Raw genomic sequence first — 14073 nt, 5'->3', positions numbered from 1 at the left:
GGAAACCGTGACCGTTGACAACGATGTCGCGACGAAACTGGGCCTCGTGCCCGCGCGCGTTGGCCGGGGTTTCGGCGGGGTGGGTCAGGGGCGAGAACGGCACGGCGGTCGAATTCAGGTTAGATGAGGTCCTGCGGTCGTTTTGCACCGTGATCCCGGAGTTCACCATCGAATGAGAGGAGCGTCGCGTCGACGGCATCGGAGGCGGCGAGAACGAGCGCATCCATCGGATACAACAGCGTCTCATCTTGGAGGCGGTTCGCTGCAACGATGTCGGAGGCATCAGGGAAGGTAACAGTGGTCCGGGACGCAACGCGCTGCTAAATTCGGCTGACTCGGTCGCGCTCGAACCCTTTCTTCTTCGTGAGGACACTCCGAAGTTCCATCAGGTTCAGCACGGACGTGTACGTCTCGTCGAGGTCATTGAGCACAGCGATAGCGGTCTCTGACCGCTCCGTGTCGCGCGTCACAGCTGCAACGATAACGTTGGTATCGAGGAAGAGTTTCATGTCCGTTCGCGAGCGTCCCGGACCGCTTCGACGGCATCAGTTTCGATGTCGACGGCCAGCTCCGCGAGCGCATCACCCAGCGATTCGTCCTCGTCGTCTTCAGGGTCGCCAGTCGTGAACCCAGTGAAGTCGTCTGCAGTGAGGCTCATACGGTCGTATTGTACACCTGCTCGCAAAAGCCTGCTGGTGACCGGCTCGAACGCTATTCCTTCTCGGCACTCACGCTCACCTCTGTTTCGAACGTGATAGCTCTCGTCGAGAGCGTCTTGGCGATCTCCTGGCGCTGTTCGGCGGTCAGGTCCTCGCACGCCACCGCGAGAGTCGCCGGCATCGTGTCGGGGACGTAGCTGGCCCATAGAACCTCCATAAGGCACTCGTACAGCATTCGATTTTCGGAAGGCACGATGGCAGCCGAGTTGCTCAGCTGTCGGTCTCTGACGACGGCCAGGTCACCATTCGGAAGGTCACCCTCTCTCGGGTGCGAAAGGTGCGGATCGGGGCGCGTCACGGCCGCCCACCTCCCGATACGTCGACCGACTCCGAATCGATCACGTGCGACCACACGAGTTGTGCTACCTCCTGCTCGGATCGATCGGCGTCTCCATCTCGACGACCACGATTCCGAAAAACGGCAGCGTCGTCGACGGCTCCAGGAGACCGGTCGTCTCCGCGTCGTGCCAGGTGGCCGTCCGATCGCCCACGTAGCCCAACGCGTCGATCTCCTGAATCAGGCTCGCCTCGATCGCGTCACCGCTGGCCTTCGGACTCTCGATCTCGCCGAGATGCGCACGGGAGCTCACAGCACATCACCCCGCGCTTTCCGCACCTCACGAACGCACTCGGGACACAGGCGACTCGTCGCCGCGGCCGGCTCGCCGCAACGCTCGCAATCGTCGCGCTCGACGACGCGGCTCACGCCGATTCACCCACGCTTTCTCGACCGCCTCGCGAACCTCGATGGCACTCGCCAGTTTCGCTGGGTGGACGAACGTCGATCGCGTCTCGACGTCATACAGGTATGACGCGGGAACGAACGCGTCCGTCACCGTCGCCCACCCCGTCAGTTACCAACGGCTGAGAACGGTGTGAACCGATTCGTCGCAACCGGCGAGTGTAACCCGTTTGTGGCAGGTCGGGGCGAGAGTGCGACCCGCTTTCGGAAAACGTCGGGGCCGGTATCGGAACGGTCCGCGCTCACGCAGACCACCCCGTTTCACTCGGTACAATCGACTGACTGCGATGGCGCGAAACAAATACCGTCGTCTCACTCTCAAAATCGGCTGTTGATTTCTCACCACCATGAGTGCAAATTGGACCGAGAACGTCGGAGCCTGTGGCTATCGAGAGACTTCGAAATGTATAAGAATTCTGATGGACTCGCTGGGATTTGAACCCGGAGGAAGACGTACCGGGCCTGCGGCCTCACTACGTTCGGCCGTTCCGGGCTGCGACTTCCAGGGCTTCAAATCCAGCGTCGACGACGATTCACGCCGCTCGCGAGTTTGCTCGCGGCGAAGAATAGTGGACTCGCTGGGATTTGAACCCAGGGCCTCTTCCTTGCGAAGGAAGCGATCTGCCACTGATCTACGAGCCCTCGCGATTTCGTAACCGCGTGTGCTATTAGTAGCTTGTGTTTCGGAGACGGCGTCACGGTGGTGGCTAGCAACTGACTACGGGGACTCGGTCGCTACCCGAACTGCCGCTGTCGTCGGGGCACTTCGAGCAGGCCGGCGCGGCCAGCCATCGCGCCGACGAGGAAGCCGGTGAAGTGTGCGATGAGGGCGACACGCGGAGCGGCCGTCGCGAGGGTGATGAGGACCCCGAGAACGACGAAGACGAACAGTGCGAGTACCGGCGACACCTGAACGCGCGCGGCCAATCCGTCGGAGAGACGATTGCCGGCGAGCAGGTAGCCCATCAGCGCGAAGACCGCGCCGCTCGCACCGAGGACGGCCGTTGGGTTGCCGACGACGCCGGAGAGGACCACCTGGGAAACGCCCGCGATCGCACCCGTCGTCACGAAGAACAGGTGAAAGCGCAGGCGTGTCGTCGCCCGCGCGATCGGCCAGCCGAACAACACGAGCGCGACGCCGTTCGAGAGCAGGTGAGACAGGTTCTCGTGGGCGTAGACGCTCGTCACGATCGTCCAGGGATTCGCCTCGAGCGGTGGCGCCAGGACGAACAACCCGGCCACCAACGCGAGACTGAACAGCCCCGCAACCCACTGGAGGACGAACACGACGACGAACACCGCCAGCGTCTCGACGATCGGACTCCCGGACCCGGTCATACCGGCTCTTCGCGGGCCGTCACCTAAATCGGTCGGACGGAGACGTCACTCGCGGTCGAGAAAGCGCGAGAACCGTGCGCGTGACGATCCGAACAGCGCGTGCCGGTCAGTCTTCGAGGACGATCTCGATGGAGACGTCGTTCGGCACCTGGATGCGCATGAGCTGACGGAGCGCACGCTCGTCCGCGTCGAGGTCGATCAGGCGCTTGTGGACGCGCATCTCCCAGTGCTCCCACGTCGCCGTCCCTTCGCCGTCGGGCGACTTGCGAGTGGGAATCTCGAGCGTCTTCGTCGGGAGCGGGATCGGACCGCTCAGGTTGACGCCCGTGTTGTTCGCGATCTCGCGGACGTCGTCACAGATGTTGTCCAGGTCCTGCGGACTCGTCCCGGCGAGACGGACACGTGCTTGCTGCATTTATTTCTCGTCCACGTTGAGGACCTGTCCGGCCGCGATGGTCTGGCCCATGTCGCGGATGGCGAAGCTGCCGAGTTCCGGAATGTCGCTCGCCGCCTCGATCGAGAGGGGCTTCTGCGGCCGGATCGTGATCTTCGCGGCGTCGCCCGACTGGATGAAGTCGGGGTTCTCTTCGGTAACCTCACCACTCGAGGGGTCCATCTTCGCGTCGATGGACTCGATCGTACACGCGACCTGGGCGGTGTGGGCGTGGAAGACCGGCGTGTAGCCGGCCGTGATGACCGAGGGGTGCTGCATGACGACGACCTGGGCCTGGAAGGTCTCGGCGACCGTCGGCGGGTCGTCGGCGGGACCACAGACGTCACCGCGGCGGATGTCGTCCTTGCCGATGCCACGGACGTTGAATCCGACGTTGTCGCCGGGACCGGCCTCGGGCACCTCCTCGTGGTGCATCTCGATCGTCTTGACCTCGCCGCCGACGTCGCTGGGCTGGAAGGAGACGTTGTCGCCGATGTTCATGATACCGGTTTCGACACGTCCGACCGGGACGGTCCCGATACCCGAAATCGTGTAGACGTCCTGAATGGGGAGGCGAAGCGGTGCGTCCGTTGGCTCTTCGGTCTCCGGCAGGTCGTTGAGCGTCTCGAGCAGGGTGCGGCCGTCGTACCACGGCGTGTTGTCGGACGTCTCGGCGACGTTGTCGCCCTCGAACGCCGAGATCGGGATGAACGAGTTATCGTCCACCTGGAAGTTGACCTGTTTGAGGAGCTTGTTGACCTCGTCGACGACATCGTTGTAGTCGTCCTCGGAGTAGTCGACGACGTCCATCTTGTTGATCGCGATGATCAGCTTCTCGATACCCAGGGTGCGCGACAGGAAGACGTGCTCCTGGGTCTGGGGCGCGACGCCGTCGTCGGCGGCGACGACGAGGACGGCGTGGTCCGCCTGCGACGCACCGGTGATCATGTTCTTGACGAAGTCGCGGTGGCCAGGGGTGTCGACGATGGTGAAGTAGTACTTGTCCGTGTCGAACTCCTGGTGGGCGATGTCGATGGTGACACCGCGCTCGCGCTCCTCGGCGAGGTTGTCCATGACGTAGGCGAACTCGAAGCCGCCCTTGCCCTTCTCCTTGGCTTCCTCGCGGTGCTGTTCGATGACGTGCTCCGGGACGCTCCCTGTCTCGTAGAGGAGTCGGCCCACGAGCGTACTCTTCCCGTGGTCAACGTGGCCGATAATGGCCAGGTTCTGGTGTGGTTTGTCGCTCATTGTTGTAGCTCACGCGCAAAGGCGCTTATACCGGGTTTGTTGGCCGGAAGTAGTTAAAACCATTTCGAAAGTCGTATCAGGCCACCCCGATGCCGTCGTGCGGTTTGCGTCACTGTCACACGATCTGGCGGGGAACACCGTCTCCGAGACGAGGACATCGACGACCGCATCGATGAGTTACTCGAGACGTTCGACGTCCGCCAGGATCGCGGTGGCCGTCTCCGGGCCGCCGGCACCCCGACCGCTGTTGTGGAGTTGCCCCGCGTGCGTGGTCTCGATCTGGACGATGTTACGCGTGCCGGAGACCGCGAGCGGGCCGTGTTCCGGAACCAGCCGCGGACCGACGCGAACGCCGTCGCGACTCGCTTCACCGACGAGTCGTATCGTCTGTCCGTCTTCTGCGGCGAGTTCGAGGGCGCTCTGCGTGATCGACTCGATACCCGTCACGTCCGCCCCGTCGAGCGAGTGACCGCCATCCGAGAGGACGTTCGCCAGGATCACGCACTTGAGCGCCGCGTCCGTGCCGTCGACGTCGAACGACGGATCCGCCTCCGCGACGCCCATGTCCTGGGCCTCCGCGAGGACGTGGTCGTAGACGAGTCCCTCGCTCGCCATCCGGCTGAGGACGAAGTTGGCCGTCCCATTGAGCACGCCGCGGACGGCGGTGACCGCCGCGGGCGTGAGATCCTCGATCGTCGAGAGGATCGGGATGGCCCCGCCAACCGTCGCTTCGAAGCGAAGCGAGCCCTCACTCTCGGCCGCGAGCCGGCGAAGTTCTTCGTACCGTTCGGCGACCGGCCCTTTGTTCGCCAGCACGACGTGTCGGTCGGCGGCGAGCGCTCGCTCGACGTGACCGAATCCCGGCTGTGCGTCGCCGAGTGTCGTCGGCGTCGCCTCGACCAGTACGTCGTAGTCGCTCTCGAAGAGCGCGTCCGGTGCGTCGTCGCCGACCGGCTCCCCGCTCCGTTTCCGACGGAGCACAGACGGCACGTCGACCCCAGTCGGGTCGACCGCCGCCCCGGTCGAATCGGCGATCGCCGCGACGTCGTGACCGTATTCGCCCGCGAGTTCGGCCACGGACCGACCGACCGCGCCCGCGCCGACGATCGCGAGTCGGTGACCGGACATCACCGATCACCCTCGTGGAGCGGCTCGACGACCGCGATGTCCTTCTCGTCCGCCACCGACCTGATCGCGTCGATTGCCGGCTCGACGTTCCCGTCGTCGACGGCGAGTTGGACGCGCGTACTCGAGACACCCTCGGTTCCCTCCGGGGCCGCGAGCGAAACGTCGACGACCGAGGCGTACTCGAACGCCTCGATCCGCGAGAGCGTATCGGAGAGGTCTGTGTCGACGAGGTGACCGACGAGAACGACGTTGACCGTCCGCTCGAACCGTCGCGAACCGGCTTCGATCACCGTCACGTCTGCCGCTTCGAGGCTCTCGACCAGCGCGTCGAACTGCGCGGGTGAACACGACATGACGATCTCCACAGGGATCGTCCCGCGCGGCGTTCGGTTGCCTCGTTCGTGGTGGATCGATCGCAAGTTTCCGCCGTGTTCGGTGATCGGCCCGAGCGCGTGGTGTAACCTGCCCGGCTCGTCCTCGAGTTCGAGGCGGAGCGTGTACGCTGTCCGCTCACTGGCGCCCGTCGGCGACGGCTGCGACGACTCGTCGGCGTTCGCGTCACTCATCGGTCTCACCAGTGCTACGCACACCGCCACGCTGTGGCATGTTCGAACGAAGGCGTGTCCGTAGTAAAAGTGTATAGCCTGTCTCAAATATGGCCGTCGTCAGCAGCGAGACCACGGGCCAGAGAGGAGACGACGAACGACAGAAGAGATCAAGAGCTACAGGGGAGACGACGAACGACAGAAGAGATCAAGAGCTACAGGGGAGACGACGAACGACAGAAGAGATCAAGAGCTACAGGGGAGACGACGAACGACAGAAGAGATCAAGAGCTACAGGGGAGACGACGAACGACAGAAGGAGTACGAATTACAGGAGAAATCACGAACGACAGGAGAGGCCACGCTATAGGTGATCCGCTCCGGGGTTCGACGAGCCCCAGTCACCACGACCGCCTTCGGTTCGATCGATACCCATGATGGATTCGGCCTGGTCGGGGCCGCCGAGTTGCTCGCGGGCGTCGGGGACTCTGACGGTGACGTCGTCGATCTCGTCCCACGTAAGGAGTTCGGCCTGGATGTTTCCCGTCGTGACGTCACTGATCGAGCAGCCGCGACAGCCGCCGCCCAGTTCGATCACCACCTCGCCTGTCTCGGCGTCGGCCGTCCTGACGGCACTGGTCCCGCCGTGCATCTGGATGATCGGCATCTGCGCCGTGAGCCAGCGCTCGACGCGCTCGCGGAGCGGATCCGACTCACCGGACTCGGCCGCGGTCATAGGTCGCTATAGGAATCGAGTAAGGGTATACGTTGGGGTTTCCCCGGTCGGGTTCGGCGGGACGAGTAACTCGTCGACACAGCAACGAGACCCGATGGGGCGTTCGGAAGGGTCGACACCGCTGGCGAGTGCGGTCATCGCAGTGCGGTTGGTTGGGTGACGTCACCCGGTCTGCGTGCGTTCGGAGACGTCACCCGTTCCACCGGTGATCGCGCTCGCGAGCGCGCCACGGAGGACAACGTCGTCGCCGAGCGCCGTCACCCTGACCTCGGGAACGTTCGAGATGACGGCGCTGCCCAGTCGCTCGCGGATCGGTTCGACGACCGCCCCGGGGTTGTTCGTCGCGACGGCACCGCCGATCGAGACGACCATCGGTGCGACGGCGTGAACGAGGGTGGCGATTCCGACGACGTTCCAGTCGGCGACGCGGTCTACGACGAGGTCTGCGAGCGGATCGGAACCCGTCGCGTCGAAGACCCTCTCGGCGTCCAAATCGTCCGACTCGAGGGGGAGCGACGTCTCGACGCCGGGTTCGCGGTCCGCGATCGCTCGTGCGTACGCCGGAATCCCGTCGCCGGAACAGTATGCCTCCCAGTGACCGGGGCGCCCGCAACCGCACCGCAGGAGGCCGGCGGGATCGACGACGATGTGGCCGATCTCGCCGGCGTTCCCGTCCCAGCCGGAGAGGACCGACCCGTCACAGCAGATGCCCGCACCGATCCCCGACGAGACCGTCACGTAACACATGTCGTCGGGGTTACGATCGGCGTAGAAGCGCTCGCCGATGACGCCCGCCGTCGCGTCGTTGTGTAACGCGACGCGGTCGGTCTCGACGAGTCGCTCGACGGGACCGGTGAGCGGGATCCGGTCGATCGTATCGGGCAGATTGGCCGGATCGACGACGGCCCCGTTGGCGAGGTCGAACGGTCCGATCGACCCGATCGCGGCGGCGTCGATCGACGCCGGTTCGATCCCGGTCTCGATGCACGCGTCGCGAAGCGTCTCCAGTACGGCCTCGGTGACGTCGATACCGGACGGTCCCTGCGGCGTCCGCCGTCGGCGGATCGCGAGGGATTCGCCTGCGGGATCGCCGACGACCGCACGGAGGTTCGTCGCCCCGAGATCTATCCCCGCGTAGTACGACATTCACGGGTTCGAACGGCGGCCATCCACTTAACGCCACAGCGACAGCGGGAGCCCGAACGACGGCTCGGTTCGCGACACCGTCTGCCGGTGAACGCCACAACCTATAGGTTCCTCACTGCCGTCGTCTACGGAGATGAGGACCGGGCGTCGAATCGACGGAGTGGGCGGGTGGCGTATCGAAGCACCTGTACGCGAAACAGTGACGCCCGACGTCGGTTCCGAAGACGCACACGGACCGGTGCGCGCCGACGGTGGCCATAGCAGGCGCCGCGGGTTCGACGACCACCCCGATCCACTGATTCGCGTCGATGGTGGCGACATCGTCGCGGCCAACGATCGCGCCCGGACGGTGTTCGGCGACGGCGACGCGCTCGTCGGGGGGCGAGCCGACGAGTACCTGGAGGCGGCCACAGACGGCGAGTCCGTCGATGGGACGTCCGAGGGCAGCAGTGAGCGGTTCGAGCCGTACGTCGTGCCCGAATCGGACGCAGAGAGCGAACACCTGATTCACTTCCGTCCGACGCACGACGGGTACCGCTCCAACGCGCACCGCGCCAGGACGGACGAGGCGACCGATCCGGTACCCCCGACGAGCACGTTCGAGCAGTACGAGACCATCATGCAGGTCGTCCCGGATCCCGTCTACGCGACCGACGAGACGGGGACGCTCACGTTCGTCAACCGGGCGTTCGAGGAGCGCTTCGGTATCGACCGGGTTACCGTCGCCGAATCCGACGTCCACTTCTCCGAGATCACGACCGACGACGGTGCCGTCTCGATCGCCGAATCGCTTCGAGGGCTCCTCGACGACGACGCGGCCGATCGAGAGACGATCGAGAGCGTCGCCGTGACGGCCGACGGTCGCCACCTCACGGTCGAGAACTCGCTCGCGCTCAGGCCGAGCCACGACGGGTTCGCCGGCGCCGTCGGCGTGCTCCGCGACGTGACCGAACGCCAGCGACGCGAGGAAATCTTCGCCGTCATGGACCGGGCGCTCAGACACAACCTCCGAACCAACGTCAACATCATCGCAGGCTACGCGGAGACGCTCGAACCGGCCGTCGACGACGAACACGGAGAGGCCCTGCGAACGATACGACGCGCGGCCACCTGGCTCTCGAAACTCGGTGAGACGGTCCGCACCCTCGAACGCTCGATCGAAACGGCCCCGGACGGCGGTCATCGCGTCGACGTCGATCGGCTCGTCACCGACTGTGCCGAGTGGGCACGCGAGCGGTATCCGTCGGCGTCGATCGACGTCACGATCACGGCGGAGGGGGAACTCGACGCGGGTGATCCGCTCGAGATCGCTCTCCAGAACGTCGTCGAGAACGCGATCGTTCACAACGACGGCGCAGAACCCACCGTCGAAATCACCGCCACCGACGCACGGCAGGACGGCTGGGTCGATCTCACCGTCGCGGACGACGGACCGGGCGTTCCGGAGGAAGAACGATCGTTCGTCCTCGGCACGGCGATGCCGACGCAGCTCACACACGGGAGCGGCCTCGGCCTCTGGTTGACGTCCTGGATCGTCCAGGTGTTCGACGGCGAGATGGACATCCGGGAGAACGACCCGACTGGCGCCGTCGTCACCCTCACCCTCCGCCGGATGGAAACCGACGCCGAGTAACGGAGACCGGTTCGAGGGAGTCCCGGCCGAGTAAACGGGGCGATCCGGTCACCGACACGCGTGAGGACGCACCACCGATTCACCGACGGTCGGGCCGGTCGCTGGTGGCGGCCGCGATAGTGCACCCTCACTCGAGTTGCCTGCGGAGCCTGTCGGTCCAGTCGGCGTAACACTCGAGTCCATACTCCTGAATCAGTGCGTTCGCCACGCCGAGGGAGTCAGCCGCCGCGGTCGGCCGATCCGTGTCGCGTTCGAGGGCACTGCGTGCGAGGACGGTTTCACAGCGATCCACGACGACGCCGAGTTCCGCCTGAGCGCGATGTGCCTCGTCGAGGACTCGCTCGGCACGATCGTACTCGCCGCAGCGACGGCAGGCCCGAGCGAGACGCGTCCGGGCCCGGGCCTCGAGGACGCGCTCTGTCGTCTCAGCCACGACGGCCTTAGCGTCTTTCAGCAGGGCGGACGGAGCGGCCGCGGTTCGATCGGCGAGTCGATCGGCGAGCAACTCGATCCGGTATTGGATCGAAGAGACGTCGTTCCCGCCGTCAGCGGCGAGTGACGCGGCCGCTTCGTGGTGTGTCGTCGCGGCGTCCAGTTCGCCCATCGCTCTGGCGACTCGACCTCGCACGTCCCGGGCGTCCGCGATCCGATCGGCGTTCCCGAGGTCGCGAGCGATCGAGAGTGCGTGTTCGGCGTCCGCACACGCCGTCTCGGTGTCGCCCGCGATCAGGTAGATTCGCGCCCTCGACGCGTGCGCGGTGCCGAGTCCGTCCGAGGCGTCGAGGTGCTCGAAGGCGTCGATCGCTTCCTGACAGCGGTGAAACCCGAGTCCGATCCGTCCCTGGAGGGTCAGTACGTCCGCCAGGTTCGTTCGCGCCATCGCCGCTCGTTCCTGCCGTCCGGAGTCCGTCGCGGCATCGATGGCGGCCTCGTACGACTCGACCGCCAGCGCGAGGTCCCCTCGAGCGAGACGGAGCTCCGCCTGGTTCATACGGGAGTCCGGCAGGGACTCGAGATAGCCGTACTCGCGCTGGATCGCTAGCGCCCGTTCGTTCGCCTCGAGGGCGGCGTCGAGCCCGCCGCTCCGGCGATAGACCAGTGCCAGGTTCGTCAGCGACTTCGCGCAATGACCGGGATCTTCGAGCCGATCGAACGCCGAGACGGCCGCGGAGAGTCGCGTTTCCGCCTCGTCGATGTCGCCAGTCATGCCGGCGAGCGTCCCCAGATCGTGCTCGGCGAGCGCACGGAGTGTCGGATCGTCTGCCGCCGCCGCGACCGACGCCTGTCGCTCGAACGCGACTCTCGCCCCGTCGAGGTCGCCGTCCTGGAGTCGGCCCCACCCCAGCACGCGGTGCAATCGACACCGATCCGACGCGGGAACGGCGTCCGTGACCGCGGCGAGTCCGGTCGTCGCGGTCGCGATACCCGCCTCGACGTCGCCGCGTTTCACCCGGATCTCGGCGAGTCGGTGGCGCGCCCGGGACTCGATTTCGGCGTCGGCCGCCTGGGCGAGTGCCGCGCGGAAGCGTTCGGCGGCCGCGTCGTATGCACCCCGATTGACGTGCGTCTCCCCGAGCGACAGGTGCAGGTCGGCGATCCGCCGGTCCGCCCCGAGTTCCGTGGCGATGTCGAGCGCTCGGCCGTACAGCTCGATGGCAGTGTCACCCGCGTACCGTCGACTGGCACGCTCGGCCGCCCGTTGGAATCGATCGACCGCGCGCGACAGGTCGCCGGCTTCGGCGCGGTGGTGCGCGATGGTCGCCGGCGGGGCGTCCGCCGCGGCGAGCGCGTCTGCCGCCCTGGCGTGGAGTTCGCGTCGGCGGTCGACGCCGAGCGAATCGACGACCGTCTCGCGAACGACGTCGCTGGGGAACACGATCGCCTCGTCGTCCGCCCGGGCGAGGAGTCGAGCGTCGACGAGGAGCGAGACGTACGTCGAGACGGTAGCGTCGGACGGGGAGACGATCGAGCGCACCGTCTCGCCGTCGATCGGATCGCCGAGGACGGCAGCCGCCTCGAGGACCGCGCGCCCGACATCGTCGAGCGACTCGATCCGGCGGTCGAACGCCTGCTCGAGTCCCGCGGGGAGGTCGAGTTCGTCGGCCGACCCGTCCTGTGCGTCGGACGGGCCCGAATCGACGCGAGTGTCGGCCAGCCAGGCGAGCGTTTCCGAGAGTGCAAGCGGGGTGCCACCAGTGGATTCGTGAACGCGATCGACGACCGACTCGGCGACGTCGTCGCCGAGTTCCTCGGAGACGAGGTGGGCCGTCTCCGTCCGATCGAACGGTTCGATCGCCAGCTCGTCGACCCGATCGTGGTCCGACAGGCGAGCTAGCGTCGCCGCGAGCGACGTCGCTTCGCCGACTTCGCGTGGCCGATACGTCCCGACGAGCAACAGCTGGTAAACCCACGCCGCGGCCGAACTCGCGATTCGTTCGAAGAGCGCGAGCGTGGACGCGTCGGCGTCCTGGAGCCCATCGACGACGAGGAGGGTTGGACGATCGATCGTTCGGTCACAGACCGTCTCCGCAACCGATCGGACGAGAGCCGAGCGCCTGGCAGCGAGCGACGCACCGTCGCCGACCGGCGTCGCCGACGGGTCCGACAGCGAGGACGGGACCGGTTCCCCGAAGGCGTCCTCGATCGCCCGACGGAGCGGCTCGAACGGCTCGTCGGTGTCGCCACGACACCGGGCGCGACCGCGAGCGACGTCGCGGTCGGCAGCGTGACCGAGGAGTGCCGAACAGAGCGTCGTCTTACCGACCCCGCGATCTCCGCTGAGAACCAGCGTCCGACCGCCGCGCCGGCGAATCGACGTGAGCGTTTCACGGAGCGTGTCGAGTTCGTCTTCGCGCCCCACGATTCGATCGTCGGTCGGCTTTCTCCACGGTCGGCGTCGAGCCGACTCGTCGGCCGGACGAGGGTCGTCGCCAGCCGAGCTGGATTCGACTCCCGGATCGTCACGTTTCCGTTCCGGCCGGGACGATGCAGGGTCCGGACGGTCCGCCGGTCGCGCCAGTCGTTCCCGACGAGGGCCGCGAGCGCGTTCGCGTCCGCGCTCGGTGAGCCCGTAGTACTGGCGATCGCGTCCGTCTCGAACGGAGTGGATCGTCTCCGAGAGAACGCCTTCATCGACGAGTTCCGATAGCGTCTCGAGCAGGTCGAGACGGCGTCGAACGTCGGTCGGAGCGATACCGATACCCGCTGCGATGGTGGCCGGCGTCGCTGCCGATCCCTCGTCAGCAGGCGGGGAATCACACTCGCTGGCGCCGGGGTCGGCGAGGAAGCGACAGACCAGGTCGGCCAGCGAGTCGTTCATATCACGGCATCGAACGCATCCGTAATGAAAGTGATCGCTCCGGTCGACCCGACCGAACGCACCGCCGCAACCCACGGTGACGCCACTACAGCTAACCGCCCCGACGCAGAACGGTGCGTATGGACGGACTCGATCTCGACGGACGGACGGTGCTGGTCACCGGAAGTGGGCGCGGGCTCGGCCGTGCGCTCGTCCTCGCGGCGGCGGAGTGTGGCGCCCGCGTCGCCGTGCACTACCACACGAGCGCGGACGCCGCGGCACGTGTCGCCGAGACGGCCCGCGACCGGGGTGCCCCGGCGGCGACGACCGTACAGGCGGACGTGACAGATCCCGACAGCGTCGACGAACTCTTCAGTTCGGTCGAGGCGAATCTCGGTTCGGTCGAATGCCTGGTCAACAACGTCGGCGATTTCGCGCCCGTCAACTGGGCCGAGATCGATCTCGAGACCTGGCACCGCGTGTTCGACACCAATCTCACGGCGACCTGGCTGTGTTCGAAGCGCGCGCTTCCCCCGATGCGCGAGGGGAGGTTCGGCCGCATCGTCAACGTCGGCTACGCCTCCGCCGAGAAGGGGCTCGTCAACCCGACGAACTTCCCGTACTTCGCCGCCAAGGCGGGCGTCCTCATGTTCACGCGGATGCTCGCCGCCGACACGCAGGACGACGGCATCACCGTCAACGCCGTCTCACCCTACGTCGTCGAGAACTCGGCGGAGTTTCCCGACGAACTCCCCAGAGGCCGTCCGGCGTGGTTCGAGGACGTCGCCCGGCCCGTACTGTTCTTTCTCGACCCCGAAAACGAGTACGTGAGCGGCGAGAACGTGGAAGTCGACGGCGGCTGGTTACCCGAAGACGTCTGACGACGGACGTGAGTTCGACGACGAAGGACACGCTCGACGACGAAGGACGTGAGTCCGACGGGGCGGACGTCGTCTCATCGATCGGCACACCGTCGACCGACGATCGACGGGCCCGGGATCGAGTCGCACGATAGTACGTCACGGTTTAACACAGTATCGGAAAACTGGGACCAGTTCCCAAAGGGTCGTGTATATCCCCTCCATAGGGGAGGATGCGGGATTTCGT

Annotated in this window: 13 protein-coding genes, 1 tRNA gene and 2 pseudogenes; 3 read left to right on the top strand and 13 right to left on the bottom strand. The window is 66.1% G+C overall.

Annotation, left to right across the window (positions count from 1 at the left end):
• Positions 1-119 precede the first annotated feature (119 nt).
• From NO366_RS18645 to NO366_RS09385, 10 genes and pseudogenes are all read right to left on the bottom strand, one after another.
• Positions 120-509: pseudogene (locus NO366_RS18645) on the bottom strand (PIN domain-containing protein).
• Positions 506-658, bottom strand: coding sequence for a hypothetical protein (locus NO366_RS09425; protein WP_256530541.1), 153 nt, complete (start codon positions 656-658; stop codon positions 506-508). Before NO366_RS09425 ends, NO366_RS18645 begins: the two are co-directional and overlap by 4 nt.
• A gap of 53 nt (positions 659-711) precedes the next feature.
• Positions 712-1017 (bottom strand): hypothetical protein, encoded by a 306-nt coding sequence (locus NO366_RS09420; RefSeq protein ID WP_256530540.1) that lies wholly within the window; start codon positions 1015-1017, stop codon positions 712-714.
• 79 nt (positions 1018-1096) lie between these two features.
• A pseudogene (locus NO366_RS09415) lies at positions 1097-1309 on the bottom strand (hypothetical protein); the annotation flags it as partial.
• A 722-nt stretch (positions 1310-2031) separates the two neighbouring features.
• A tRNA-Ala gene (locus NO366_RS09410) sits at positions 2032-2103 on the bottom strand.
• Positions 2104-2196: 93 nt separating this feature from the next.
• On the bottom strand, positions 2197-2799 hold the full coding sequence (locus NO366_RS09405; RefSeq protein ID WP_256530539.1) for a rhomboid family intramembrane serine protease: 603 nt from the start codon (positions 2797-2799) through the stop codon (positions 2197-2199).
• 106 nt (positions 2800-2905) lie between these two features.
• Positions 2906-3214 carry a 30S ribosomal protein S10 gene (rpsJ, locus tag NO366_RS09400; protein WP_114577418.1) on the bottom strand — a complete coding sequence of 103 codons (309 nt, stop codon included), beginning with the start codon at positions 3212-3214 and terminating at the stop codon, positions 2906-2908.
• Positions 3215-4480: a translation elongation factor EF-1 subunit alpha gene (gene tuf, locus NO366_RS09395; protein ID WP_256530538.1), complete on the bottom strand. Its 1266-nt coding sequence runs from the start codon at positions 4478-4480 to the stop codon at positions 3215-3217.
• Between the two features lie 177 nt (positions 4481-4657).
• Complete coding sequence (locus NO366_RS09390) at positions 4658-5608, bottom strand: homoserine dehydrogenase (protein ID WP_256530537.1); 951 nt, start codon at positions 5606-5608, stop codon at positions 4658-4660.
• Positions 5608-6174 (bottom strand): ACT domain-containing protein, encoded by a 567-nt coding sequence (locus NO366_RS09385; RefSeq protein ID WP_256530536.1) that lies wholly within the window; start codon positions 6172-6174, stop codon positions 5608-5610. Before NO366_RS09385 ends, NO366_RS09390 begins: the two co-directional genes overlap by 1 nt.
• 89 nt (positions 6175-6263) lie before the next feature.
• On the opposite strand from NO366_RS09385, the gene NO366_RS09380 reads away from it, so the two are divergent.
• On the top strand, positions 6264-6527 hold the full coding sequence (locus tag NO366_RS09380) for a hypothetical protein (protein ID WP_256530535.1): 264 nt from the start codon (positions 6264-6266) through the stop codon (positions 6525-6527).
• On the opposite strand, the gene NO366_RS09375 is transcribed toward NO366_RS09380, so the two are convergent.
• Together NO366_RS09375 and NO366_RS09370 are read right to left on the bottom strand one after the other, a co-directional pair.
• Positions 6518-6889, bottom strand: a complete 372-nt coding sequence (locus NO366_RS09375; protein WP_256530534.1) for a NifU family protein — start codon at positions 6887-6889, stop codon at positions 6518-6520. The genes NO366_RS09380 and NO366_RS09375 overlap by 10 nt on opposite strands.
• 162 nt (positions 6890-7051) lie before the next feature.
• The gene (locus tag NO366_RS09370) at positions 7052-8035 is read right to left on the bottom strand and encodes an ROK family protein (RefSeq protein ID WP_256530533.1); all 984 of its coding nucleotides are present in this window, start codon (positions 8033-8035) and stop codon (positions 7052-7054) included.
• Between the two features lie 199 nt (positions 8036-8234).
• Here NO366_RS09370 and NO366_RS09365 point away from each other — a divergent pair, with 199 nt between their 5' ends.
• A complete protein-coding gene (locus NO366_RS09365; RefSeq protein ID WP_256530532.1) occupies positions 8235-9668 on the top strand; it encodes a sensor histidine kinase in 1434 nt (477 codons plus the stop codon).
• Positions 9669-9795: 127 nt separating this feature from the next.
• Here NO366_RS09365 and NO366_RS09360 read toward each other — a convergent pair whose 3' ends face one another.
• Positions 9796-12987 carry an ATP-binding protein gene (locus NO366_RS09360; protein ID WP_256530531.1) on the bottom strand — a complete coding sequence of 1064 codons (3192 nt, stop codon included), beginning with the start codon at positions 12985-12987 and terminating at the stop codon, positions 9796-9798.
• Between the two features lie 119 nt (positions 12988-13106).
• On the opposite strand from NO366_RS09360, the gene NO366_RS09355 reads away from it, so the two are divergent.
• Positions 13107-13847 carry an SDR family NAD(P)-dependent oxidoreductase gene (locus NO366_RS09355; protein WP_256530530.1) on the top strand — a complete coding sequence of 247 codons (741 nt, stop codon included), beginning with the start codon at positions 13107-13109 and terminating at the stop codon, positions 13845-13847.
• The last annotated feature ends 226 nt before the right edge of the window (positions 13848-14073 follow it).

Source organism: Halovivax cerinus (assembly GCF_024498195.1).
Classification (GTDB): domain Archaea; phylum Halobacteriota; class Halobacteria; order Halobacteriales; family Natrialbaceae; genus Halovivax; species Halovivax cerinus.
This window is presented reverse-complemented; position numbering and strand designations above follow the sequence as displayed.